We start from the raw sequence: 23,899 nt of genomic DNA, 5'->3' as shown, positions 1-23,899 counted from the left end.
GCCCGCAGACACCCCAGGCTGGGTATTTTGTCAGCACAATGAAACGCACTGCGTGAGAGATGTCACAGGAATGAAAGCGCTTACATCCGTTTTGTTAATGAATGTGATCCAGATCGTTATCTGGATGTACGCGGCAATGATGTCCCCGCAGCACGCAGGGTTAATTGACGCCACAGCCATTCCACCGGGCCCTGGCGGTAAAAACGTAGCCATATGACGGAGAAAAGTAGGTTAACGGCCCAAACCGGAATGACGAAATACAGCAGCTCAAGTCGGTCAAATTTCATAAATAAGCCGACCTGGTAAAACAGCGTGGTGCAGATTAAGGTTTGTAACAGATAGTTAGTTAATGCCATGCGCCCCACACAGGCGATGGCAATGACCCATTTTAAGCGGCTAAGCTGCGGCCAGAAGCCGAACATCAGCGCGGCGTAACCAATGGTTTGCAACGGCGCGCCCAGCTCTCGCGGGGCTTGTAGCAAGAAGGCACACCAGCGATATGCCCAGTCCAGATGCCACTGAGCGACGATAGCAGGCAGGTTAATCGCCATCCCGAGAATGACCAGCAGTACACCGGTGCGTCGGTAATGCTGTAAGCTGTACTGCCCTTTTAACCAACCGCTGCGCATCAATGCCGCGCCGAGCAGCATCATCCCCGCCAGTTGCCAGCCGTACTGTGCGCCCAGCGCCAGCAAGCTATTGGACATCATATCCACGCGATTGCTGACGGCTTCCATTCCACCGTTTATTTTCCAGTATTTTTCATACAGCAACGCTGAGGCATCCGGCGTCCAGGCACGACTGGTTTCACTCCCGGAGATTACCCCCAGCAGCAGCAATACGCCAACGCCCACCAGATAAAGCAGTACGCCGGTGTTAAATAAGCTTTTTACCGACGGCGCATCACGGATCAACCGCCAACAAATCAGGCCGATTAAGCCATATGCCAGCAGGATATCGCCATCCCAGAAGAGTAAACCGTGCATAAAACCCAATAGAACCAGCAGCGTAAGCCGCGACTGGATCCAGCGTTTGCCGCGCGGGAGCAGCATTTGCAGACCGGCACCGAACAGCAGCGCAAACAGCGTGAGGAATTTTACCTGCGCAAAGAGATCGAGCAGCGCCCAGGTCCAGGCGTCGGATAAGGTGATGTTGCCATACCACGCGGGATTGAGGTATGCCGCCTTTGGCAGGCCAAAGGCGCTAATATTGAGAAGCAGGATACCAAGAATGGCGACGCCACGAATAAAATCCAGCGTGACATTACGCTCCATGGTCCCTGCCCTAATCAGTTGTGATGACGTACTGCGCGCAGGAATTCCTGACGCGTGTTCTGGCTGGACTTAAACAATCCGCCAAGAGAAGTGGTCGTGGTCGCACTGGTCGCATCGCGAATGCCACGCGCTTTCACACAGTAATGTACCGCATCAATCGACACCGCCACATTATTCGTCCCGAGAAGCGTTTGCAGCGCGGTGAGAATTTGCTGGGTGAGACGTTCCTGTACCTGCGGACGCTGTGCGAAAAACTGCACAATGCGGTTAATCTTCGACAGACCAATAACCGAATCTTTCGGGATATACGCCACCGTCGCTTTGCCATCGATAGTAACAAAGTGGTGTTCGCAGGTGCTGGTCAGCGTGATATCGCGGACCGTGACCATCTCGTCCACCTTCATTTTGTTTTCAATGACGGTAATTTTCGGGAAGTTGGCGTAGTCGAGGCCGGAGAAAATCTCATCGACATACATTTTCGCAATGCGATGCGGAGTTTCCATCAAACTGTCATCGCTCAAATCGAGATTGAGCAACTGCATTATCTCGGTCATATGGCCCGAGATAAGACGTTTGCGCGTTTCGTTATCCATCTCTTGCACGGGCGGGCGTAGTGGCGTTTCAAGACCACGCGCGACCAGCGCTTCATGAACCAGGGCCGCTTCTTTACTGAGTGATGACATTTCTTCTTCTCCTGCAGGTGGGGCGCCTCTGCCCTGCATGGGGCAAAGTTTTTAGGCTGTGTCACAGCCAGAACATTGTGCGTGAGGCGGCGCACATAATCCAGTATTCACCGCGATAATTATTGAAATTGGCACAGCCTTTCAGCGTAGCGATTTCACTTGTCGTTCTACCCGGCGACGTCGAGTGTTAATGTAAAGTTATATAGATGATGAAGTATGTTTGCTCAATGCGGAAGTGAAAGTTGCTCACAGTGCCATGAATAATCTGTATTATGGTGAGTTCGCAAACATATTCAGGTTCAACACAACAAGGAGCCCCGCATGGAAATGCTTGAAGAGCACCGCTGTTTTGAAGGCTGGCAGCAACGCTGGCGTCACGACTCCGCCACGTTAAATTGCACCATGACCTTCAGTATTTTTCTTCCTCCCCCGCGCGATAACACCCCGCCTCCGGTGCTGTACTGGCTGTCGGGTCTGACATGCAATGATGAAAACTTCACGACTAAAGCCGGCGCACAACGCATTGCGGCTGAGCTGGGCATTGTACTGGTGATGCCGGACACCAGTCCGCGCGGCGAACAGGTTGCCAATGATGATGGCTACGATTTAGGCCAGGGGGCGGGATTTTACCTCAATGCCACCCAACAGCCGTGGGCAACGCATTTTCGCATGTATGACTATCTGCGTGATGAGCTGCCGGCACTGATTCAATCGCAGTTTAACGTCAGCGATCGCTGCGCCATCAGTGGACACTCCATGGGCGGTCACGGCGCATTGATTATGGCGCTGAAAAATCCCGGGAAATACACCAGCATTTCCGCCTTTGCGCCGATCGTAAATCCTTGCCGCGTTCCGTGGGGGGAGAAGGCTTTTAGCGCGTATCTGGGTGAAGATAAATCACATTGGGCCGCGTGGGACAGCTGCGAGTTAATGTTGGCCAGCAAGCCCGCAGACGCGATTCCGACGCTTATTGATCAGGGAGACAGCGATCAGTTTCTCGCCGATCAGCTGCAACCCGCGGTGCTGGCCGAAACGGCCCGTCAAACCGCATGGCCAATGACGCTACGCATCCAGCCAGGTTACGACCATAGCTATTACTTTATTGCGTCGTTTATTGAGGATCACCTGCGCTTCCACGCCCAGTATTTGTTGAAGTAACGCCTGAGTGAGGGCGCCAGCCCTCTTCATTTCTCCATCATTCCTTCACTTTTTCTCCTTTTTTCTTTCTCCACTATCCTATTGATTTAAAAGGCATTACCCTCAAAACAAGATCAAACACAAATGATTTCGATTATCATTTGTGTTTACAAACATTCATACTTTTGTACAATCCATTCGCTTCTTTACTGAAAAGAGTCCTTAAAAGACAAATACATACAATTGTCATGGCCTTTCACATGACGCGCTGATCGTTACCCTAAATAATTCGAGTTGTATGAACGCGCGTAGCCACGCATCTGCAACTTGAAGTATGCCGGGTAAATTCATTTAAATGGAATGATACAAATGACTATACCTCACGTTAAGGCTGTAGCTGCCGCAGTATGCGTCGCCAGTCTCCCATCACTCGGGCATGCCGCTGAACAAGACACCGTGGTGGTTACCGCCACCGGCTTCGAACAGAAAATTCAGGACGCTCCCGCTTCGATATCTGTTATTACCAAGCAGCAGATTGAGGACAAAGCCTATCGCGATGTTACCGATGCGCTAAAAGATGTCCCTGGCGTCGTCGTCACCGGCGGGGGTAGCAGCAGCGATATCAGTATTCGTGGTATGGCTTCGCAATACACGCTCTTCCTGGTCAACGGTAAACGCATCAGCACACGCGGCACACGTCCTAACAGCGACAACTCAGGTATTGAGCAAGGTTGGCTGCCGCCGCTGGAATCCATCGAGCGTATCGAGGTAATCCGTGGCCCAATGTCATCTCTGTACGGCTCCGATGCGATGGGCGGCGTCATTAACGTCATCACCAAGAAAGTGTCGAATACCAAAGCCTGGACCGGCTCTCTGCACGGCGATGCCACTTTCCAGGAAGACAGAGACTCCGGCGATATTTATCAGACCAACGCCTATGCGTCTGGGCCCCTGATTGACGGATTACTCGGCGCGAAAGTGACCGGGTTATTCTCTCATCGGGCTGAGGACAAAATCCTCAATGGCTACAATGAACAGCGTATGCGTAACGGGGGCTTAACCCTGAACTTTACGCCAGATGATAAAAATGACATCGACTTCGATTACGCACGTGAACTGCAGGATCGCGACAGTACGCCAGGCAAATCCATGGCCGAGGAAAGCTGCCGCAACGGAAGCTGCAAGCCCAACAGTAAAAGCGAAAACAAGTATGTGCACACAACGTATTCACTAACCCACAGCGGTTATTACGACGACTTCAACTCCACCAGCTATGTCCAGCAGGAAGAGACCGAAAACCCAGGTCGCCAGATGAAGTCCTACAACACGATTTTCAATAACCAGAACCAGGTCTTCCTTGGGGCGCACACCCTGACGTTGGGCGGGCAATACCGTTATGAAAAACTGAGTGATAACGGCAACCAGCTGCAAGCTGCTGATGGACTGAACAAACTGACCCGCTGGAGCTGGGCGCTGTTTGCTGAAGATGAGTGGGCCGTTACCGATACCTTCACGCTGACTGGCGGTCTGCGTATGGATAAAGATGAAAACTACGGCGACAACTGGACGCCGCGCGGTTATGGCGTATGGCATCTGAGCGATCAATGGACCTTAAAAGGCGGCGTTTCAGCGGGCTATCGCGCACCGGATCTGCGCCAGTCGTCTGCCAGTTGGGGACAGGTCACCGGCGGCGGTAGACTGAACGGCATCATTGTCGGCAACCCGGACCTGAAGCCGGAGAAAAGCCTCAGCGAAGAGATCGGTTTACTGTGGGATAACGGCAACGATCTCAACGCGGGTGTCACGCTGTTCAATACTGACTTCAAAGACAAAATCACCGAAGTGCGCCGCTGTAACAGCAGCTCCGATCCGGCCTGTACCATCGGCAATACCCACTATGACTTCGTCAGCGATCGCGTTAACGTCGATAAAGCCAATATGCGCGGCGTAGAATCCACTTTCGGCTGGAAGATGACTTCCGACATCAACTGGACGGCGAATTACACTTACACGGAATCTGAACAGAAAAGCGGTCAGTTCTCCGGTCAGCCATTGAACAAAATGCCAAAGCATATGTTCAACACCACGCTGGACTGGCAGGCCACGCAGGATCTCGGTTTCTGGAGCCGTCTGAATCTGCGCGGGAAAACGTCTGAATACCTGAGCCGTACCTCCATGGCGCAGGGCACCCCGTCCTATACTCAGGTCGATGTTGGTTTGCGCTACTATGCTAACAAAGATCTGCTGATGACCGCTGGCGTGTATAACGTGCTGGATAAGCAAATCGATTACGATACCTACGACACTGTTCTCGATGGTCGTCGTTACACGGTTGGCCTGACTTACAGCTTCTAAGTCTGGCGCAATAAAAAAACCCCGGCACTCATCATGCCGGGGTTTTTGTTATGCTTTTTATACTGTTATTTCTTCACGCGATCCGGGAATTTCATTTCGCTGTAGCGAACAAAATGAGTTCCTTTCGCCAGCTTATAGCCAAACCAGATAATCAGGAACAGCGGGATACCGATATAGGTTGCCATCACGCCGCCCCAGTCAATGCTATCTTTCAGGAACGCTTCGTAGTTCTGGCCCAGAGTGATAATCAGGCACAGCACAAAGGCGAAGATCGGACCCAGTGGGAAGAAGCCAGAACGGTACGGCAGATCCTTCACATCGCGCCCCTGCAGCACATAACCGCGACGGAAACGATAGTGGCTAATAGCGATCCCCAGCCAGGCGATAAAGCCCGTCATCCCGGAGGTGTTCAGCAGCCAGAGGTACACGGTCTGGTTACCAAACATAGAGGTCAGGAAACACAGCCCCGCCACCACAGTCGTCGCATACAGCGCGTTACGCGGAACACCGCCACGAGACAGTTTGCCGAAAATACGCGGCGCTTTACCGTCGCATGCCAGGGTGTAAAGCATACGCGTGGAGGCATACATCCCGGAGTTACCCGCTGACAGTACCGCCGTCAGGATAACCGCGTTCATTACTGCTGCGGCTGACAGCAGACCCGCATGCTGGAATACCAACGTGAACGGGCTAACGCTGATGTCTTTCACATCGTTGCGCAGCAGGCTCGGATCGGTGTACGGGATAATCAGGCTGATAATCAAAATCGCAAACACATAGAACAGCAGGATTCGCCAAAACACCTGACGCACCGCACGTGGAATGTTCTTTTCAGGATCTTCAGATTCGCCTGCCGCGATACCAATCAGCTCAGTTCCCTGGAAGGAGAAGCCGACGATCATCGCCACGCCAATCATAGCGGCAAAACCCCCGGCAAACGGTGCATCACCGGTCGTCCAGTTGCTCCAGCCCACCGGCTGAGTACCTTTGAAGATACCGAAAATCATCATCACGCCAACCACGATGAAGATAATTACAGTGGTGACTTTGATCAGCGAGAACCAGTATTCCGCTTCACCAAATCCGCGAACGGAAATGTAGTTCAGCAGGAAGATAACGCCGAGGAACAGTGCGCTCCAGATCCAGCCCGGCGTGTCCGGGAACCACCAGCTCATCACCAACTGTGCGGCCACCAGGTCAACGGCAATCGTTACCGCCCAGTTGTACCAGTAGTTCCAGCCCAGCGCGAAACCAAAGCCTTCTTCTACGTAGTTTTGACCGTAAGTGGAGAACGAGCCGGAAACCGGCATATAGGCAGCCAGTTCACCGAGGCTGGTCATCAGGAAGTACACCATCAGACCGATCAGGATATAAGAGAACAACGCGCCGCCAGGACCCGCCGCAGAAATAGTTGCACCAGATGCAACGAAAAGACCTGTACCGATGGAGCCTCCAATGGCAATCATCGTCAGGTGACGCGCCTTCAGTTCACGACGTAGCGTGGGCGCTTCTGTGGTTTTAGTTTCGGAAACCATGTGAAAATGCTATCCATCCAAAAAATGAGGCGCGATTGTAGCAGACGAAATGGCATTCTTCCGGCACAAATGCGCTGTTATAAGAGACCTTCATGACTGGCCGCGGATTATAAGTAAAGCAGAAAACGGGCGGCACAAGGCGGTTAAGACGTAACAGCCATTATGGATAGGGTGACCTGACGAGAGTTAACGCGCTATTCGCCCTACTCAACCTGGTCGCTGTAATATAAAAAACGCGTAATGGCATTAGAGATATGTTTTTGCCGGTGATGAACGCGCCAGAGAGTGCGCACTAAACGCGGTAGTGGCACGGTAATTTCGCTCAGCGTCCCTGCCTGTAACTGCTCCGCAATGACCCGACGCGACAAACAGCTGATCCCGAGACCATGGCGCACCGCATGCTTAATGGCCTCGGAGTTCCCCAACTCCATCGCCATCTGAAATCTTGGCAGATGAGACAACAGCAGGTAATCCACCAGTTCACGCGTCCCCGATCCTCGCTCACGCAGGATCCACGGCGAAGCAGCCAACTGTTCCAGCGTAACGGGCCCCTTTGTGAGCGGTGACGACGGTGCGGCAAACACCACCAGTTCGTCCTCCAGCCACGGTTCAGAGATGATTTCCGTACTGTGACACGGCCCTTCAATCAGCCCGATGTCTACCCGAAAATCCAGCACCGCATTGATCACGTCCTGGCTGTTGCCCACGCTAAGCTCCAGCGGTAAATCGGGGAAGTCCTGGCGATAACGGGCGATCATGGCGGGCAGAATATAATTACCGATGGTGCTACTGGCATAGACCCGAATGGCGCCATTATCTTTGCGAAAAAGCTGTTCGATTTCGGTGGTTTGCTCAAGTAACGCCAGCGCGCGCGGATAAAGCAAGCGTCCGTGTTCGTTAACCACCAGCCGTTTGCCAACACGGTCAAACAGTTGCACGCCAAGTTGCCCTTCCAGATCGGTAAGCGCCGCACTCACCGCCGACTGCGACAATGCCAGCATGACAGATGCCTGGGTCGTTGAGCCGCTTTTTAGTACCTCAGCAAACACTTCAAGTTGTCGCAGGGTGATATGCATAGTCATTTTCCACCGGATAGCCGTTACTTATACCCTAAATAATTCGAGTTGCAGGAAGGCGGCAAGAGAGAGCATCCCCCGGAGCGTACTTAAGTACGTGACTGGGGTGAACGAGCGCAGCCAACGCACATGCAACTTGAAGTATGACGGGTATACCACTTATATAGATTAATTATAAATATATAATCAATTTTATTTTTAAACCACTTCGCCTTACTCTTTTACCCAGATAAAGGAGAAGGATATGACAGAACTCACCTTACAGACTCATCGTCGTACAGCGTGGCATTTTATTCCGGGGCTTGCCCTGAGTGCAGTTATCACTGGGGTCGCCTTATGGGGAGGATCCATTCCCGCCGTCGCAGGTGCCGGGTTCAGCGCCCTCACCTTAGCCATCTTATTGGGGATGATTCTCGGCAACACCGTCTATCCGCACATCTGGAAAAGCTGTGACGGCGGCGTGCTGTTCGCGAAACAACATTTATTACGTCTGGGGATTATCCTCTACGGTTTCCGCCTCACCTTCGCGCAAATTGCTGACGTCGGCGTCAGCGGTATCGTGATTGATGTGTTAACGCTAAGCAGTACCTTTATGATTGCCTGTTTCCTGGGGCAGAAAGTATTTGGTCTGGACCGTCACACCAGTTGGCTGATTGGCGCGGGGAGCAGCATTTGTGGTGCCGCCGCCGTGCTGGCAACCGAACCAGTGGTGAAAGCAGAAGCCAGTAAAGTGACCGTCGCTGTCGCCACCGTGGTTATCTTCGGTACTATCGCTATCTTCCTGTATCCGGCGATGTATCCGTTGCTTTCACACTGGTTTAGCCCAGAAACCTACGGCATTTACATTGGCTCCACCATGCATGAAGTTGCACAGGTTGTGGCTGCCGGGCACGCCATTAGCCCGGATGCGGAAAACGCCGCGGTTATTGCCAAAATGCTGCGCGTCATGATGCTGGCACCGTTCCTTATCCTCCTGGCCGCACGCGTTAAACAACTGTCTCCGGCCACGGGCGGTGAGAAGAGCAAAATAACCATTCCATGGTTTGCCATCCTGTTCATTGTGGTCGCAATTTTTAACTCGTTCCACCTGCTGCCACAGTCAGTAGTGAACATGCTGGTAACGCTGGACACCATTTTGCTGGCAATGGCGATGGCTGCCCTGGGGCTGACCACGCACGTTAGCGCGCTGAAAAAAGCCGGTGCCAAACCGTTACTGATGGCCCTGCTGCTGTTTGTCTGGCTGATTGTGGGTGGCGGTGCGATTAACGTCGCTATCCACGCGCTGATGGCATAAACGATCACGACTCACCTCTATTAACCCGCTATACTCTCCCTTTTTGTATTTGAGTATGGCGGGTTAAATTTATGAAATATATCGGAGCGCACGTAAGCGCCGCTGGCGGTCTGGCTAACGCCGCTATTCGAGCCGCAGAAATCGAAGCGACCGCATTCGCCCTGTTCACCAAAAATCAGCGCCAGTGGCGTGCCGCGCCGCTGACCACCGAAATCATTGATGATTTTAAATCTGCCTGCGAGAAGTATCATTATACTGCCGCCCAGATCCTGCCTCACGACAGTTACCTGATTAACCTCGGTCATCCGGTTAGCGATGCGCTGGAAAAATCACGTGATGCGTTTATAGATGAAATGCAGCGCTGTGAACTGCTGGGCTTATCCTTGCTGAACTTTCACCCGGGTAGCCATTTGATGCAGATCCCGGAAGATGAGTGTCTGGCGCGCATTGCCGAATCCATCAACATCGCCCTTGCTCAGACCCAGGGCGTTACGGCAGTTATCGAAAATACCGCCGGACAAGGCAGCAACCTTGGATTTAAGTTTGAGCATCTTGCCGCCATTATCGACGGCGTCGAAGATAAGTCCCGCGTCGGCGTCTGTATTGATACCTGCCATGCCTTCGCGGCCGGTTACGATTTGCGCTCCGTCGAGGAATGCGAAAAGACGTTTGCGGAATTTGAACGTATTGTCGGCTTCAGGTACCTACGCGGTATGCACCTGAACGACGCCAAGAGCGCATTTGGCAGTCGCGTTGACCGTCACCACAGCTTAGGTGAAGGCAATATTGGCCACGATGCCTTCCGTTGGATCATGCAGGACAATCGTTTTGACGGCATTCCGCTGGTGCTGGAAACGATTAATCCGGATATCTGGGCAGAAGAGATTGCCTGGCTGAAAGCCCAGCAAACAGAAAAAGCGGTGGCATAATCATGAACGACAGGGAAAAGCAGATCCTTAAGATCCTGCGTCGCAATCCGTTGATTCAGCAGAATGAAATCGCCGATATTTTGCAGATCAGCCGTTCACGCGTTGCTGCGCATATTATGGATTTGATGCGTAAAGGCATGATCAAAGGTAAAGGTTATATCCTTACCGAACAGGATTATTGCGTGGTTGTCGGGGCGATCAATATGGATATTCGTGGTGTTGCTGACATCCACTATCCTCAGGCTGCCTCTAACCCTGGTAACATTCACTGCTCGGCAGGCGGCGTGGGACGCAACATCGCCCACAACCTGGCACTGCTGGGCCGTGACGTCCACTTAATTTCCGCTGTTGGCAGTGATTTCTATGGCGAAACATTGCTGGAACAAACGCGTCAGGCCGGTGTTAACGTTTCCAGTTGCATACGCCTGCATGGACATAACACCTCAACTTACCTGTCGATCGCTAATCAGCAGGAAGAGACCGTACTGGCAATTAACGATACCCATATCCTGCAACAATTGACGCCGCAGTTACTGAACAGTTCGCGAGATTTGATCCGCCATTCCGGTGTCGTACTGGCAGATTGCAATCTGACTGCCGAAGCCATTGAGTGGGTCTTTACTATTGCTGATGATATTCCGGTATTCATTGACACCGTTTCAGAGTTCAAAGCGGCAAAAATGAAGACCTGGTTTACGCGTATTCATACGCTCAAACCAACGCAGAAAGAGCTGGCGATTTTGTGGGGTCAACCTATTCATTCAGATGCCGATCGCGTACTGGCCGTTAATAGTCTCCATCAGCAAGGGGTAAAACGAATCTTTGTTTGCCTGGAAGATGAATCCGTTTTTTGCAGCGAAAAGGACGGAGAACAGTTTTTACTGACGCCTCCTGAGCATACGGTTGTAGACAGTTTTGGCGCCGACGATGCTTTTATGGCGGGATTGCTGTACAGCTTTCTGGAAGGTAGTGAATTTCGTGAAAGCGCTCACTTTGCCATGGCCTGCGCGGCATTATCGCGAGCCAGCGTCAGCATCAACAACCCAACCCTCTCAGCAGATAACGCCTTGTATTTGCTGCAAACTGCTTAAATGTAATGCCGGATGGCGCTACGCGTATCCGGCATTATTTTCGCTATGCCAGCCCGATAAAGAAACCGGCTATAGTAGCGCTCATCAGGTTTGACAGCGTTGCTGCTGCCAGCGCGCGCATGCCAAGCTGCGCGATTTCCGGGGCTCGCTGTGGCGCTATCGCCGAAAATGCTCCGACGACAACGCCAATCGAACCAAAGTTAGCGAAACCGCACAGCGCAAACGAGATAATCGCAATGGTCTTCACATCCAGCGTTCCACCCGCTTGCAGATACGGCGAGAAGTTGAGATAAGCGACAAACTCGTTAATCGCCAGCTTCTGCCCAATCAGGCTGCCTGCCAGCGTCGCATCGCCCCAGTCCACACCCATAATCCACGCCAGCGGGGCTAGCGCATAGCCAAAGATCCCTTCCAGAGTGGCGTGACCAAAGCCAAACCACCCACCAATTCCGCCAATAATGCCGTTAATCAGCGCGATAATGGCGACAAATGCCATTACGACCGTCGCCACGCCAGCGGCGATTTTCAGCCCGGTCATCGCTCCGCTCGCCGCTGCTTCGATGATGCTTTTCGGTGGCGTTTCAGTAAATGACAGGTTCTCAAAGGTGACGCGAGATTCTTCAGTTGCCGGACTCAGCATACGCGCGAACAAAATACCGCCAGGAATTGCCATCAACGATGCCGCCAGCAAATAGTCAATCGGAACGCCCATTCCGGCGTAACCAATCATCATTGAGCCAGCAATCGAGGCCATCCCACTACAAATAGCGGTAAACAGCTCATTGCGATTCAGGCGGTCAATAAACGGCTTCACGATCGCCGGGATCTCATTTTGCCCGAGAAAAATCGTCGTTACGGCGACAAATGACTCGATCTTACTGATGTTCAGCGCTTTCTGGAAAATACCGCCGAGGATGCGGATCAACAGCCCCATCACGCCAATGTAGTAGAGAAGACTGATCAGTGCGGTCACAAAAATGATGGCCGGAAGCACCCGAAAAGCAAAGATAAACCCGGCTCCGTCAAACAGCACATCCATTTTTGGCCCTACCAGGGAGCCAAAGATAAATGCGCTTCCCGCGTCACTGTATGACATCACCTTGTGGACACCGAGCGCAGCCTGTTCAACCAGCCATTTTCCCGGCGGGAAATACAGCATAATGCCGCCGATTGCGATTTGCAGTACCAGTGCAGCCCCGACCGTGCGCAGACTTATACGTTTTTTATTTACTGACAGCAGAAACGCGATGGCCAGTAATACCACCATACCCACAACACTTCTCATTATATCCATAATGAAATTCCCTTCATGCCAGGAAACCCGGCGTTATCGCCAGGTTTTGGTAGGTTTGATATTCGCGGGCGACCGCATTCTGCCCGGGAAATTCTGTCAGACGAGGCGCTGATACTCCTTCGCAATTTCACAGGCCAGTACCGCATTGTTGAACACCAGCTGAATATTTGATTTCAGGCTGTCACCACCGGTCAGCTCTGCAACCCGCGCTAACAGGAACGGCGTACTCTCTTTGCCCACAACGCCCTGATCTTCCGCTTCTTTTACCGCCCGATCGATTGCCGCATTAATTTTCTCTTCAGCCATCGCAAACTGCTCTGGGATGGGGTTCGCAACAACCAGACCGCCGTCGAGACCCGTTTGCCATTTCACCGCCATGGCACGGGCAATCTCTTTCGCACTGTCCAGACGGATGCTGACCTCAAATGGACTGGTACGGCAGAAAAATGCTGGCAACGCGTTGGTTTGATAACCAATTAACGGCACACCAAAGGTTTCTAAATATTCAGTAGTTAAGCCGAGATCAAGAATAGATTTCGCCCCGGCACAAATTACCGTGACATTGGTATGCGCCAGTTCTTGCAGATCCGCGGAAATATCAAAGGTATGTTCAGCACCACGATGAACCCCACCTATTCCCCCTGTCGCAAATACTTTAATTCCCGCCAGGGCGGCAATAATCATGGTTGAGGCAACAGTCGTTGCACCATTTTTTCCTGCCGCGACCACAAACGGCAAATCACGACGACTTACTTTCGTAACGCTATGACCTTCTCGCCCAAGCAGCTCAATTTCATCTTTGCTTAAACCAACTTTCATTATTCCGCCAATAATGGCAATGGTCGCAGGAACCGCACCGTGTTTACGAATAGTTTCTTCTACTTCAATCGCTGTCTGGGCATTCTGCGGAAATGGCATACCATGAGAAATAATGGTTGATTCAAGTGCAACAATCGGCTTCTTACTGTTTAATGCTTCCTGTACTTCTGGAGATATTTGTAATAATTCAGAGGAAAGAGTTAATTCAGACATTCTGTGTTCTCCACTAATGAGCTTACATTCGCAACAGACAAATCAGGGTTATTGGTATATTCACAGGCTAACGCCATTGATGAACAACCCTGCGCAAATCGAACCGAATCAATAAAGGGCATGCCGTCTACCCAGCAGGAAGCCAGTCCAGCCATCATCGCATCGCCAGCCCCGGTAACATTAATGACGTGAGTTTTAATCGGCAGCGACCAACCACGACTCCCCGCAATATCACTGTAATAAACACCGTCACCGCCCATGCTGAGCACCAGCCTATTTAAGCCGCGATCATGAAACCAGGCGGCGACTTTACCCACGTCATCACGCCCGGAAAGCGCAATACCGCTTAGCGTTTCGGCTTCAAGCCGGTTGGGTTTAAGAGTGTGAATTTGTCCAAGCCGCTCGCGAATTTTGACGCATTTCCATGCCGATACCGGGTCAACAAACACCGGAACCTCTCCGGCATTTTCCAGCACCCATGCCAGGGCATCTTCGCTGATATTGCAATCGGCGACGATGACTTTCGCCTGCCGAATAAAATCATGATGCTGTGATAAAAAATCTGCTGAAATATGTTCGGTAATGCTCATATCATTAATGGCAACCAACATTTCACCGGTGTTATCAAGCAATGATAAATAACTGGACGTATTCTCTCCGGGAACGATAAGACACTTATCAACATGAACTCCGGATTGATTGGTTTGCGCCAATAACGATTGTCCATAAAAATCATTACCAACCGCCGTCAGTAACCATGAATTTTTCCCCAGCAGCGCGAGATTATGTGAAATGTTACGTCCAACTCCGCCGGGGGTGAATTTTATCTTTCCTGGATTCGAATCCGCATAATTTAGAGAAGCATGCGAATACCCAGCAACATCCATATTGGCCGAGCCAATAGTTACTATGTATTCCTTTTCACGCATAGCACGTCCCCTGGCAATTATCTTGCCACAAATGAGTTCGTTAAAAATAACCAACGCCACACATCAGGTTATTAGAGCACATGTTCACTATCAAACATATGTTCATAGTAAGCGTGTTTTTGACAAAGTAAATCCATATTCAAGATCTAAACTCAATAGATATGAACAGAATCACAATTTTTTATAGATACAGTCTGTAAAGGAAAGAGAAAATGAGAGGTAGTACACAATTCAAGCAGTCTAAAGAGTTTAACTCCGGCATAACCGGAGATTTTTCAGATGCGCCAGACGATCCGGTTCGTATCAACTGAGCGAAACAAGGTCCTCTGGCATATGGTTGTACAAAATCCGCCAGAAGTGCTCAGCCGTTTTATTCAACCGGGTATCCATTCGGTAAATATAAGCCTGAATAGGCACCATCAGTTCCGGCGTCTGCAGACAAACCAGCCGCTTTTCGCGCAGTTCGTTTACGATTGTCCACGCCGGCAACCAGGCGATACCATGCCCATCCAATGCCATATTTTTTAATAACTCACTCATCGAAGACATAAACAGCGTTCGGGCTGAAATGCCGCCTACTTCCGCCAGATGACGGTTTACCAATCTTCCCATGTAGGATGTGCTGGTATAGTTCAGAATCGGCGCCTGCGACTGATAGATATCAAACAACGCCTTACCCTGCGCATCAACTGCACACACGGGGTACAGTTCAGACTCAAAAACCTTCAAGCCGCAGAAAGGTGACTGCATTAAATCTTCATCCCGAAAGGAGATAATAAAATCGCTTTTCCCCTCGCGCAGAGTATTCACCGCCTGAACAACATCAATAGCTTCAACGTGATAGACAAACTCCTCACCCCAGGCCGCCATTGAGTGCACCAATCTGGGCAACATCGTCAGCGACAGAGAATGTGCCGCCGCTATTTTGATATTGGGTACACCCAGTAAATTGTGGCCGCTTAGCTCATCCAGATTACATTCCAGCTGTTGCAACAAACTACGGGTTTGCGAATGAAATAGCTTGCCCTCCTCCGTGAGTTGCAGTGGGCTCGTTGTGCGATCAAAAAGCAGCACACCCACGGCTGATTCGAGCGCCTTGATCCGCCGACTAAATGCCGGTTGGGATATGTTGCGCTCCTCAGCCGCCTGGGAAAAATGACGGCATGCCTCCAACGTCAGAAAGTCATATAACCATTTTGTCTCAATATTTTTCATGCTTATCACGCGGATATTTAAATATGCCTATTAGCCTTAAAGCATCATGCCTGAATAGTTCCGAAGATGACATTCATCATTAGCGCCTGGTGATTCGTTTTTTGCATCAAGGCTTCATTTTTAACATTAACATACTTCTCTCCCTATCGGTTATGACCGGTTGTCCGCCGCGTAACGCGGAGCCTCTGGCCGAATACCGGCCTGCTGAGGTTACACAATAAACCACAGTCATGCGGTTTTTGCATTGAACCATACATTATTGCATTTCTCCTCACGTCTCACTGCTGTTAAACATTATCAGCAGACACAACCCGGCTCTGAATATTAATTATCGGTGAATTGAGGTATATATCGTGAAAGGTTTAATTGGCGTGCTTGGTGGTATGGGACCTGCTGCAACGGTCGATCTGTTTAATAAATTCGTCACTTTTACCGCTGCGCAACGTGACCAGGAACATATCCCCTTAATTATTTCATCTATTCCTGACATTCCTGACCGAACCGACGCGTTAATGCATCATGGTCATTCCCCACTTCCGGCAATGCGCGATTATATGCATAAACTCGAAGATGCTGGCGCCGAGTGTATTGTGATCCCCTGTAACACCGCCCACTTTTGGTTTAATGAATTAAAAGCGTGCTGCCATACAGAGCTGCTCAGTATCGTTGAAACGACCATCAATGAGGTTAAAAACTGTGGGAAATCGCAAATCGGATTACTCGCCACCAACGCCACTTTATACATGGGCCTCTATCAAAAAGGCATAGAATCTCTTGGGTTAACCTGCATCAGCCCTGACTCATCCAGTCAGGAAAAAGTGATGGAAAGCATCTATTGCTTAAAAGCTGGTGATGCTAAGCGGGCACAAACGCTGATGAATGAACAGGCTGAAGCACTCTTCTCACGCGGGGCACAAGTCATCGTGCTCGGATGTACTGAAGTTCCTGTCATTCTTGCTGAAGCCGTCAAAAAGTCACCTGAAAAATATATTGATTCAACCGGTTCGTTGGTTCGTGCCGGTATTAAATGGTACGAGAAACGCGTGGGTAAAAATCACCTTTTGGCACAATGAATGTCCATACCTGTTTAATTGTTGCATTAAATAAAAATCCATTTTAATTACAAATTACTCTCTGGCGGAGGCCATTATGATTTGGCTAGAAATTATCGTAGTGTTGGGCGCAATATTTTTCGGTATCCGCCTTGGCGGAATTGGTATTGGTTTATGTGGCGGGCTGGGGCTGGCTATTTTAACGCTGGGATTTGGGCTGCAAATTGGTTCACCCCCCGTTGACGTTATTCTTATTATTATGACGGTGGTGGTGGCGGCATCGGCGCTACAGGCCGCCGGAGGCATGGATTATCTGGTTCGCATTGCCGGTAATTTTATGCGCCGTAACCCTAAATATATCAATATTATTGCGCCGATTATTACCTGGTCGATGACGATTATGGCGGGAACAGGGTTCATCGTCTTTTCTACTCTGCCGGTGATTGCCGAAGTTGCCAAAGAGTCAGGTATTCGCCCTTCCCGTACGCTCGCAGGCTCCGTAGTCGCTTCGCAGGTGGCGATATCCGGTTCGCCGATCAGTGCCGCAATGGCCGCTATGTTGACTATTATGGAAGGCAACGGTATCAGCTTTATTCAGGTCATGGCGGTATGTCTGCCTGCCTCATTTGTCGCTGCGATGGTCGCCGCTTTTATCGCCTCACGTCAGGGATGTGAGCTACAGGATGATGAAGTCTATCTGGAACGCCTGCAAAAAGGACTGGTGCGTAAATATGCAGGGCAAAACAGCACAACGCCAGGTGCCAGACTGTCAGTCGCCCTGTTTATGCTGGCAACGGTGGTCATCGTTATTCTTGCCGCTTGCCCTCAATTGCGCCCTGGATTCGATGCAGGTAACGCAATGAATACCCGGGATATTATCATTATCTGCATGCTAGCTGCCGCATGTCTGATGGTGGTGCTATGCAAAACATCAACAGACGCGATTGTCCTGACATCCACGTTTCGCGCGGGTATGAGTTCGTTGGCTGTGATTCTGGGGATTGTTACGCTGGGCACAACTTTCATTGATGCCCACTTAACGGGGATAAAGGATATCGCGGGCGATATTCTACGGGCTTATCCGATGCTGTTGGCGCTGGTGCTGTTTGGTACCTGCGCGCTTCTCTATTCGCAGGGAGCCACCACGCCGCTGATTATCCCTCTTGCCGTCGCGCTCGGCGTACCCACATGGGCCATTCTGGCTTCCTATGTCGCAGTGACCGGCGTGTTTGTTCTGCCAACTTATCCAACTTCGCTGGCGGCAATGGAGTTCGACACCACCGGGACAACGCGCGTGGGTAAGTATGTCTTAAACCATCCGTTTATGTTGCCAGGGCTTGGCGGGATCATTGCTGGCGTTGCCTTTGGTTTTATCATCGCGCCAATGATTGCCTGAACCGGTTTAACACTGCCAGGCAGATTTAATGGATAAAAAAAGGGGCAGAGAAATCTCTGCCCCGGATGTCAGCGTTAAATCAGGCCGCCTTTGCCACAACCTCTGCTTCCGGGCGTTTCAGCACCGCGTAGGAGAGACCGGCTACCAGCGTACCGGCAATAATGGCCAGCAGGTATCCAACCACCGGAGTGATTGCGCCAGGGATTAACAGCACGAACAGACCGCCGTGCGGCGCCATCAGCTTAGCACCCACCGCCATAGAGATAGCCCCGGTAATCGCGCCGCCAACGATACAGCAAGGCAAAACGCGCATCGGGTCACGGGCAGCGAATGGGATAGCCCCTTCGGTAATAAAGCACAGGCCCAGTACCAGCGCAGCTTTACCGCCTTCCTGCTGCGCTTTGTCGAACTTACGACGCGCCACCAGCGTTGCCAGCCCCAGGGCCAGCGGAGGCACCATACCCGCCGCCATAATCGCCGCCATCGGCGCATAGGTTTGCGTACTAAGCAGGCCCACACCGAAAGCATACGCCGCTTTGTTAACCGGACCGCCCATATCGGTACACATCATGCCGCCCAGAATCGCTCCAAGCAGCACCGCGTTCGCGGTTCCCATGGTTTGCAGCCAGTGGGTCAGACCTTCCAGAATGCCCGCCACTGGTTTACCGATCAGGTAGATCATGGCCAGACCAACCACCAGGCTTGAGAGCAGCGGAATGATCAGGATCGGTTTCAGCGCTTCCATACTCTGCGGGAGTTTCAGCTTCGTGCTGATGAGCTTCGCCACATAACCGGCAAGGAAACCGGCAATAATCCCGCCAATAAAGCCGGAACCGGTGCTCACCGCCAGCATACCGCCGATAAGACCTGGCGTCAGACCCGGACGGTCAGCGATGGAAAACGCGATGTAGCCCGCCAGAACCGGCACCATCAGCGCGAAAGCTGAACCACCGCCAATCTGCATCAGCGCCGCCGCCAGCGTCCCCTGCTCCTTGAACGCTTCGATACCAAAAGCGAATGAGAGTGCAATACACAGACCGCCAGCAACCACCATCGGCAGCATGTAGGATACGCCCGTCAGCAGGTGACGATACGCGCCAGCGCTCTCTTTCTTACCTTCAGTGGTTGCAGACTGCGCTTTGCCGGCAGGCTGGTACGGCGTTGCTTCTTCCAGCGCTTTATCCAGCTCCTGCTTCGTTTTCTTCAGCGCAAGGCCAGTTGAAGTACGGTACATTGGTTTTCCGGCAAACTTCGCCAGATCAACTTCAATGTCAGCCGCCACAATCACCAGATCCGCCTGAGCCACCTCTTCCGGCGTAATGGCATTGCCTGCGCCAACAGAACCACGGGTTTCAACCTTCACCCACCAGCCACGTTTTTTCGCTTCTGTTTCAATAGCTTCAGCGGCCATAAACGTATGGGCAACGCCAGTTGGACAAGCCGTCACCGCCACCACTCGTTTTGGACCACTACTGGCCACGGACGCTGTCGCAACCGGAGCGCTATAAGGTTTTGCGTGGCCTTTCGCTTCACTGAGGAAAAGTTCAGGATGCGCAACCGCACGACCAATATCGCCCAGCCAGACTTTTTTGCCGTTCAGCGAACTGTCGGCAGGAAGCGTGTCGCCCAGAACAATTGCCAGTTCGGCATCATTAGGATTATCAATAATTTCCAGATGTGCTTTCTGCGCCGCCGCTCCAAGCAGGGTTTTCGCCATATAAGCGCGAGCCTGGCCGAGATTAGCGTCAATAATCAGCAGCGTTTTCATTATGCCTCTCCTGCTGTCAGTTAAACGGTTTTAAGTCGACACGCGCCATCATTGCGGCCAACTGAGGACGATCGGTAATGCCCACATTGCTTTGGCTTACCGCCAGGGCGGCAACAGCGGTTGCCAGACGCAGGGTGTGTTCACTGGATTCACGCATCAGCAGGCCGTAAATCAGGCCACCAACCATTGAATCACCCGCGCCTACGGTGCTTACCACCTCGACTGACGGCGGTTTAGCAATCCACTCACCCGAAGCGTTAACCCACAGAGCTCCTTCCGCGCCAAGTGAAATCACCACATGAGCAATACCCTGCTCGCGCAACGCATGTGCAGCTTCAATCACATCTTTCATTTCTGGCAGCTTACGGCCTGCCCAGATTTCCAGTTCACGACGGTTTGGTTTCACCAGCCACGGTGCCGCTTTCAGACCGGCCACCAGTGCTTCACGACTACTATCAAAGATAATGCAAGGACACTGACTGCGCAGGCGCGTCATCCAGTCGGTGAATGCTTCCGGGCTAACGCCGGTCGGCAAACTGCCGCTGACGCACACCATGTCGAACTGGCCCAGCCAGCTCAGCGAGTCATTCACAAAGCGTTCCCAGTCAGCCGGGGTGACTTCAAAGCCGGAGAAATTGAAGTCGGACACTTCGCCGTCTTTTTCGGTCAGCTTGACGTTGATACGGGTACGCCCCTGTACAACCTGAAAACGGTTGGCGATACCCAGCTCGCTGAACAACTGCTGAAAACCATCCTGGTTGTCTTTACCGAGGAAACCACCCACCGTTACATCGATACCTAAATCTTTCAAAACCTTAGCGACGTTAATCCCTTTCCCTGCCGCGTGCAGACCGGTCGTTTTAACCAGGTTCACTTCACCGCGTTCAATTTCCGGGCAGAAACCCACCAGATCGTAGGCTGGGTTAAGGGTGATAGTAGCAACACGTCTGCTCATTACGCGCCCTCCCCAAGACCCGCCGCGATGGCTTCGCCAATCGCTTTCAGCGCCTGTTCAGCATCTTCACCCTGGGCGGTAAAACGCAGGTGATGTCCTTTCTTCACGCCTAATGCCACAACTTTCATCAGACTGCGTCCATTCGCCGGCTTGCCGGTTCCATCAAGATTTGTCACGGTAATTTCACTGTTAAATTGTTTAATCGTATTCACCAGCATGGTGCCCGGGCGGGCGTGTAAACCATGCTCATTGCGCACAATAAATTCGGCGCTCAGTACATCATCAGTTAAGGCATCATCGCTGGTCAGCAGCGCCAGCACCGTTGCCGCATCGGCTTTCAACAAACGGTCAGCTTTATTATTCAGCAGCAGATCGCCAAGGCGCTTCAGCACCGCAACCGGTTGTTCGTCATTCATGGCGACGGTCACCAGCAGGGCTGCCGCTTCACCTTGTACATCGAACGCTGTTGCTGCGCGGCTGACCGCAATGGCGCTGCGCACATTGCCTTCAGCACAGTCATTCAGCCAGATCCCCTGACCGAGATTCATCGGTTGCTCATTAATGGCTCTGGCCACAAAGGTGGCGTCAACCGCGCCGACCTCTTTCAGCCGTGCGGCGTTGAGCGCCTGCAGCGTGACCAGCGAGTTGGCAACGACGTCCAGCGACAGCGTTTCGTTATCAAGCTTCAACTGTTCGCTTTGCTTTTCCCCCATCAGCAACGCGCGCAACTCTTCCGCCGTGGTCGCAGATTTCAGTTGTTCAGCGACGGAGTCATCGCTCAGCACATGCGTCAGCTGACGCAGTAAACCAAGGTGCTCATCAGAGCTGGCAGCGATGCCGATTGCCACATAAGCAACCTGCCCTTCCCCCCAGATCACACCCTGCGGAAACTGAAACACCTGCACGCCGGTTTTCAGCACCCGATCGCGCGTGTCCGTCGTACCGTGAGGAATAGCAATACCGTTGCCGAGGAACGTGGACGTCTGTTGTTCACGCGCCAGCATGCCATCGACGTAGCCTTCCGCCACGTTACCTGCCAGCACTAAGGCAGCGGCAACCTGGCGAATAGCCTCTTCTTTATTCCCGGCCTGTTCGCCCGGGTGAATATCCTGAACAGATAACTGGAACATGGTTCTCCTCTCCCGCTGATTTGAAACGATTCAGCTAACATGAGAAAAAAGGCGTCACCTGACTCCATCAGTTATGGCAAGATGACGCTGAAACGTTTCAAGAAGTCTTGCTCTTTTTTCTTCAGCACACAAGTAAAGTTGACAAATTACTTGCTGAATTTAGAGATAACGCACATTTTCTCCGCGGAGGAGAAAAAATTGCTGACGCAAAAACGGCGTCAGCCTGTCAGATTCAGCAGCGTCAGCAAACTGCGTACTCTGACTGAAATGCTATTTTGATTTTTGATGCCGATTTTGATTTGGCTCCCTGTTTATTTTCTGACAAGCAGCGTAAACTCCGCGTCTCTTCACATTATTGATATCAAAACATGCACAACACCCCCGTAGCCGCCACACCCAAGGCGTTTGATTTAACGTCTTCGGCGTTCCTGCTTGTCGCATTTCTGACGGGTATCGCCGGTGCGTTGCAGACGCCAACCCTCAGCCTTTTTCTGACGGATGAAGTCCATGCCCGTCCCGGCATGGTCGGGTTCTTTTTTACCGGTAGCGCCGTAATCGGCATTTTGGTGAGTCAGTTTCTGGCCGGACGTTCAGATAAAAAAGGCGATCGCAAAAACCTGATTGTGTTTTGCTGCGTGCTGGGGATGCTGGCCTGCGTGCTGTTCGCCTGGAACCGTAACTATTTTATTCTGCTGTTTGTCGGGGTATTCCTCAGCAGCTTCGGTTCGACCGCCAACCCGCAAATGTTTGCTCTCGCCCGAGAGCACGCCGACCGTACGGGTCGGGAAGCCGTCATGTTCAGTTCAATATTACGTGCGCAGGTTTCGCTGGCCTGGGTGATTGGCCCGCCGCTGGCCTACGCGCTCGCCATGGGGTTTAGCTTTACGGTGATGTACCTCAGCGCGGCGGTGGCGTTTGTTGTCTGCGGCGTAATGGTCTGGCTGTTCTTACCCTCGATGAGTAAAAACGTGCCTCTCGCGACAGGCGCGGTAGAAGCCCCGCGCCGCAATCGACGCGACACGCTGCTACTGTTTGTTATCTGCACGTTAATGTGGGGGACTAACAGTCTCTATATCATTAATATGCCGTTGTTTATTATCAACGAACTGCATCTGCCGGAAAAGCTGGCGGGCATCATGATGGGAACTGCCGCGGGGTTGGAAATCCCAACCATGTTGATTGCCGGATACTTCGCGAAGCGTCTGGGCAAACGCCTGTTGATGAGAATCGCCGTTGTCGCCGGATTTTTCTTTTATGCCGGCATGCTGTTGGCCCACTCTCCGGCGATATTGCTTGGCTTACAACTGCTGAACGCGATTTACATCGGCATCCTCGGCGGGATTGGCATGCTTTATTTCCAGGATCTGATGCCGGGACAAGCGGGTTCAGCCACAACTCTCTATACAAATACCATTCGCGTGGGCTGGATTATTGCCGGATCGTTGGCGGGTATTGCCGCTGAAATCTGGAACTATCACGCGGTATTCTGGTTTGCGTTGGTGATGATCGTCGCCACCGTCGCGTGTCTGACGCGCATCAAAGACGTTTAAGGTGCGGTCAGCGCCTCGAGCTCGATGAGATAGACCATGGCCTGGTGCGTCGTCTGTCCGCACATTTCCGCACTGGGCTGTAAACCGGCGCACACTTTTGGCCGCAGAGGCGAAGCAAAAATTTTACAGCGCAGGGATTCATCCAACTGAACGCATGGTGTGTTAGCGGGCTTGCCTAACATATAATTATTCACTGTTTAAAAT

The 23,899-nt window shown here is 51.9% G+C and carries 19 protein-coding genes and 1 pseudogene; 8 read left to right on the top strand and 12 right to left on the bottom strand.

Annotated features, from left to right (window positions below):
• Positions 1-116 precede the first annotated feature (116 nt).
• Positions 117-1,274, bottom strand: coding sequence for a DUF418 domain-containing protein YeiB (gene yeiB / locus HVZ52_RS07870; protein WP_016153721.1), 1,158 nt, complete (start codon positions 1,272-1,274; stop codon positions 117-119).
• Between the two features lie 14 nt (positions 1,275-1,288).
• Positions 1,289-1,957: a GTP cyclohydrolase I FolE gene (gene folE / locus HVZ52_RS07865; RefSeq protein ID WP_003027410.1), complete on the bottom strand. Its 669-nt coding sequence runs from the start codon at positions 1,955-1,957 to the stop codon at positions 1,289-1,291.
• Between the two features lie 321 nt (positions 1,958-2,278).
• Here folE and fghA point away from each other — a divergent pair, with 321 nt between their 5' ends.
• Together fghA and HVZ52_RS07855 are read left to right on the top strand one after the other, a co-directional pair.
• Positions 2,279-3,115: an S-formylglutathione hydrolase gene (gene fghA, locus HVZ52_RS07860; protein WP_181599084.1), complete on the top strand. Its 837-nt coding sequence runs from the start codon at positions 2,279-2,281 to the stop codon at positions 3,113-3,115.
• A 348-nt stretch (positions 3,116-3,463) separates the two neighbouring features.
• On the top strand, positions 3,464-5,449 hold the full coding sequence (locus HVZ52_RS07855; RefSeq protein WP_016156980.1) for a ligand-gated channel protein: 1,986 nt from the start codon (positions 3,464-3,466) through the stop codon (positions 5,447-5,449).
• Between the two features lie 65 nt (positions 5,450-5,514).
• Here the strand turns inward: HVZ52_RS07855 and lysP are convergent, their stop codons facing one another.
• On the bottom strand, positions 5,515-6,984 hold the full coding sequence (lysP, locus tag HVZ52_RS07850) for a lysine-specific permease (protein ID WP_047500979.1): 1,470 nt from the start codon (positions 6,982-6,984) through the stop codon (positions 5,515-5,517).
• 203 nt (positions 6,985-7,187) lie between these two features.
• Positions 7,188-8,060, bottom strand: coding sequence for a DNA-binding transcriptional regulator YeiE (yieE, locus tag HVZ52_RS07845; protein WP_181599083.1), 873 nt, complete (start codon positions 8,058-8,060; stop codon positions 7,188-7,190).
• A gap of 244 nt (positions 8,061-8,304) precedes the next feature.
• On the opposite strand from yieE, the gene HVZ52_RS07840 reads away from it, so the two are divergent.
• From HVZ52_RS07840 to HVZ52_RS07830, 3 genes are all read left to right on the top strand, one after another.
• The gene (locus HVZ52_RS07840) at positions 8,305-9,354 is read left to right on the top strand and encodes a YeiH family protein (protein ID WP_016153726.1); all 1,050 of its coding nucleotides are present in this window, start codon (positions 8,305-8,307) and stop codon (positions 9,352-9,354) included.
• Positions 9,355-9,425: 71 nt separating this feature from the next.
• Positions 9,426-10,283 carry a deoxyribonuclease IV gene (gene nfo / locus HVZ52_RS07835; RefSeq protein ID WP_046275457.1) on the top strand — a complete coding sequence of 286 codons (858 nt, stop codon included), beginning with the start codon at positions 9,426-9,428 and terminating at the stop codon, positions 10,281-10,283.
• A gap of 2 nt (positions 10,284-10,285) precedes the next feature.
• The gene (locus tag HVZ52_RS07830) at positions 10,286-11,374 is read left to right on the top strand and encodes a sugar kinase (RefSeq protein WP_047359177.1); all 1,089 of its coding nucleotides are present in this window, start codon (positions 10,286-10,288) and stop codon (positions 11,372-11,374) included.
• 43 nt (positions 11,375-11,417) lie between these two features.
• Here the strand turns inward: HVZ52_RS07830 and HVZ52_RS07825 are convergent, their stop codons facing one another.
• From HVZ52_RS07825 to hypT, 4 genes are all read right to left on the bottom strand, one after another.
• Positions 11,418-12,668: a NupC/NupG family nucleoside CNT transporter gene (locus tag HVZ52_RS07825; protein WP_016153729.1), complete on the bottom strand. Its 1,251-nt coding sequence runs from the start codon at positions 12,666-12,668 to the stop codon at positions 11,418-11,420.
• A gap of 96 nt (positions 12,669-12,764) precedes the next feature.
• The gene (locus HVZ52_RS07820; protein WP_019077232.1) at positions 12,765-13,700 is read right to left on the bottom strand and encodes a pseudouridine-5'-phosphate glycosidase; all 936 of its coding nucleotides are present in this window, start codon (positions 13,698-13,700) and stop codon (positions 12,765-12,767) included.
• Positions 13,688-14,629, bottom strand: coding sequence for a pseudouridine kinase (locus tag HVZ52_RS07815; RefSeq protein ID WP_181599082.1), 942 nt, complete (start codon positions 14,627-14,629; stop codon positions 13,688-13,690). Before HVZ52_RS07815 ends, HVZ52_RS07820 begins: the two co-directional genes overlap by 13 nt.
• Before the next feature lie 303 nt (positions 14,630-14,932).
• On the bottom strand, positions 14,933-15,844 hold the full coding sequence (gene hypT / locus HVZ52_RS07810) for a hypochlorite stress DNA-binding transcriptional regulator HypT (protein WP_016153733.1): 912 nt from the start codon (positions 15,842-15,844) through the stop codon (positions 14,933-14,935).
• Positions 15,845-16,197: 353 nt separating this feature from the next.
• Here hypT and HVZ52_RS07805 point away from each other — a divergent pair, with 353 nt between their 5' ends.
• Both HVZ52_RS07805 and HVZ52_RS07800 read left to right on the top strand, forming a co-directional pair.
• Positions 16,198-16,917, top strand: a complete 720-nt coding sequence (locus tag HVZ52_RS07805; RefSeq protein WP_049281984.1) for an amino acid racemase — start codon at positions 16,198-16,200, stop codon at positions 16,915-16,917.
• Between the two features lie 76 nt (positions 16,918-16,993).
• Complete coding sequence (locus HVZ52_RS07800; RefSeq protein ID WP_016153735.1) at positions 16,994-18,292, top strand: anaerobic C4-dicarboxylate transporter; 1,299 nt, start codon at positions 16,994-16,996, stop codon at positions 18,290-18,292.
• A gap of 79 nt (positions 18,293-18,371) precedes the next feature.
• On the opposite strand, the gene fruA is transcribed toward HVZ52_RS07800, so the two are convergent.
• From fruA to fruB, 3 genes are read right to left on the bottom strand one after another with little or no spacing between them, the layout of a single operon-like run.
• On the bottom strand, positions 18,372-20,060 hold the full coding sequence (gene fruA / locus HVZ52_RS07795; RefSeq protein ID WP_016153736.1) for a PTS fructose transporter subunit IIBC: 1,689 nt from the start codon (positions 20,058-20,060) through the stop codon (positions 18,372-18,374).
• A 16-nt stretch (positions 20,061-20,076) separates the two neighbouring features.
• Entirely contained in the window at positions 20,077-21,015 is a 939-nt protein-coding gene (fruK, locus tag HVZ52_RS07790; RefSeq protein ID WP_003834544.1) for a 1-phosphofructokinase, read from the bottom strand.
• Positions 21,015-22,145 carry a fused PTS fructose transporter subunit IIA/HPr protein gene (gene fruB / locus HVZ52_RS07785; protein ID WP_049042010.1) on the bottom strand — a complete coding sequence of 377 codons (1,131 nt, stop codon included), beginning with the start codon at positions 22,143-22,145 and terminating at the stop codon, positions 21,015-21,017. The genes fruK and fruB overlap by 1 nt, the downstream gene beginning before the upstream one ends.
• 368 nt (positions 22,146-22,513) lie before the next feature.
• On the opposite strand from fruB, the gene setB reads away from it, so the two are divergent.
• Positions 22,514-23,695 (top strand): sugar efflux transporter SetB, encoded by a 1,182-nt coding sequence (setB, locus tag HVZ52_RS07780; RefSeq protein ID WP_016153738.1) that lies wholly within the window; start codon positions 22,514-22,516, stop codon positions 23,693-23,695.
• Here setB and HVZ52_RS07775 read toward each other — a convergent pair.
• Positions 23,692-23,871: pseudogene (locus tag HVZ52_RS07775) on the bottom strand (YkgJ family cysteine cluster protein); the annotation flags it as partial. The gene setB and the pseudogene HVZ52_RS07775 sit on opposite strands and share 4 nt — an antisense overlap.
• Between the last annotated feature and the right edge of the window lie 28 nt (positions 23,872-23,899).

Origin of the sequence: Citrobacter sp. RHB36-C18, from assembly GCF_013814485.1 — a bacterium.
Lineage (GTDB): Bacteria > Pseudomonadota > Gammaproteobacteria > Enterobacterales > Enterobacteriaceae > Citrobacter > Citrobacter braakii.
This window is presented reverse-complemented; position numbering and strand designations above follow the sequence as displayed.

What these genes read in the sequence shown, in the direction of transcription:
- fruK (WP_003834544.1), bottom strand. Translation starts at nt 21,015, where the DNA reads ATGAGCAGACGTGTTGCTACTATCACCCTTAACCCAGCCTACGATCTG.
- HVZ52_RS07825 (WP_016153729.1), bottom strand. Translation starts at nt 12,668, where the DNA reads ATGGATATAATGAGAAGTGTTGTGGGTATGGTGGTATTACTGGCCATC.
- HVZ52_RS07830 (WP_047359177.1), top strand. Translation starts at nt 10,286, where the DNA reads ATGAACGACAGGGAAAAGCAGATCCTTAAGATCCTGCGTCGCAATCCG.
- fruB (WP_049042010.1), bottom strand. Translation starts at nt 22,145, where the DNA reads ATGTTCCAGTTATCTGTTCAGGATATTCACCCGGGCGAACAGGCCGGG.
- hypT (WP_016153733.1), bottom strand. Translation starts at nt 15,844, where the DNA reads ATGAAAAATATTGAGACAAAATGGTTATATGACTTTCTGACGTTGGAG.
- HVZ52_RS07800 (WP_016153735.1), top strand. Translation starts at nt 16,994, where the DNA reads ATGATTTGGCTAGAAATTATCGTAGTGTTGGGCGCAATATTTTTCGGT.
- fruA (WP_016153736.1), bottom strand. Translation starts at nt 20,060, where the DNA reads ATGAAAACGCTGCTGATTATTGACGCTAATCTCGGCCAGGCTCGCGCT.
- nfo (WP_046275457.1), top strand. Translation starts at nt 9,426, where the DNA reads ATGAAATATATCGGAGCGCACGTAAGCGCCGCTGGCGGTCTGGCTAAC.
- HVZ52_RS07855 (WP_016156980.1), top strand. Translation starts at nt 3,464, where the DNA reads ATGACTATACCTCACGTTAAGGCTGTAGCTGCCGCAGTATGCGTCGCC.
- fghA (WP_181599084.1), top strand. Translation starts at nt 2,279, where the DNA reads ATGGAAATGCTTGAAGAGCACCGCTGTTTTGAAGGCTGGCAGCAACGC.
- yeiB (WP_016153721.1), bottom strand. Translation starts at nt 1,274, where the DNA reads ATGGAGCGTAATGTCACGCTGGATTTTATTCGTGGCGTCGCCATTCTT.
- yieE (WP_181599083.1), bottom strand. Translation starts at nt 8,060, where the DNA reads ATGCATATCACCCTGCGACAACTTGAAGTGTTTGCTGAGGTACTAAAA.
- lysP (WP_047500979.1), bottom strand. Translation starts at nt 6,984, where the DNA reads ATGGTTTCCGAAACTAAAACCACAGAAGCGCCCACGCTACGTCGTGAA.
- folE (WP_003027410.1), bottom strand. Translation starts at nt 1,957, where the DNA reads ATGTCATCACTCAGTAAAGAAGCGGCCCTGGTTCATGAAGCGCTGGTC.
- HVZ52_RS07820 (WP_019077232.1), bottom strand. Translation starts at nt 13,700, where the DNA reads ATGTCTGAATTAACTCTTTCCTCTGAATTATTACAAATATCTCCAGAA.
- setB (WP_016153738.1), top strand. Translation starts at nt 22,514, where the DNA reads ATGCACAACACCCCCGTAGCCGCCACACCCAAGGCGTTTGATTTAACG.
- HVZ52_RS07815 (WP_181599082.1), bottom strand. Translation starts at nt 14,629, where the DNA reads ATGCGTGAAAAGGAATACATAGTAACTATTGGCTCGGCCAATATGGAT.
- HVZ52_RS07840 (WP_016153726.1), top strand. Translation starts at nt 8,305, where the DNA reads ATGACAGAACTCACCTTACAGACTCATCGTCGTACAGCGTGGCATTTT.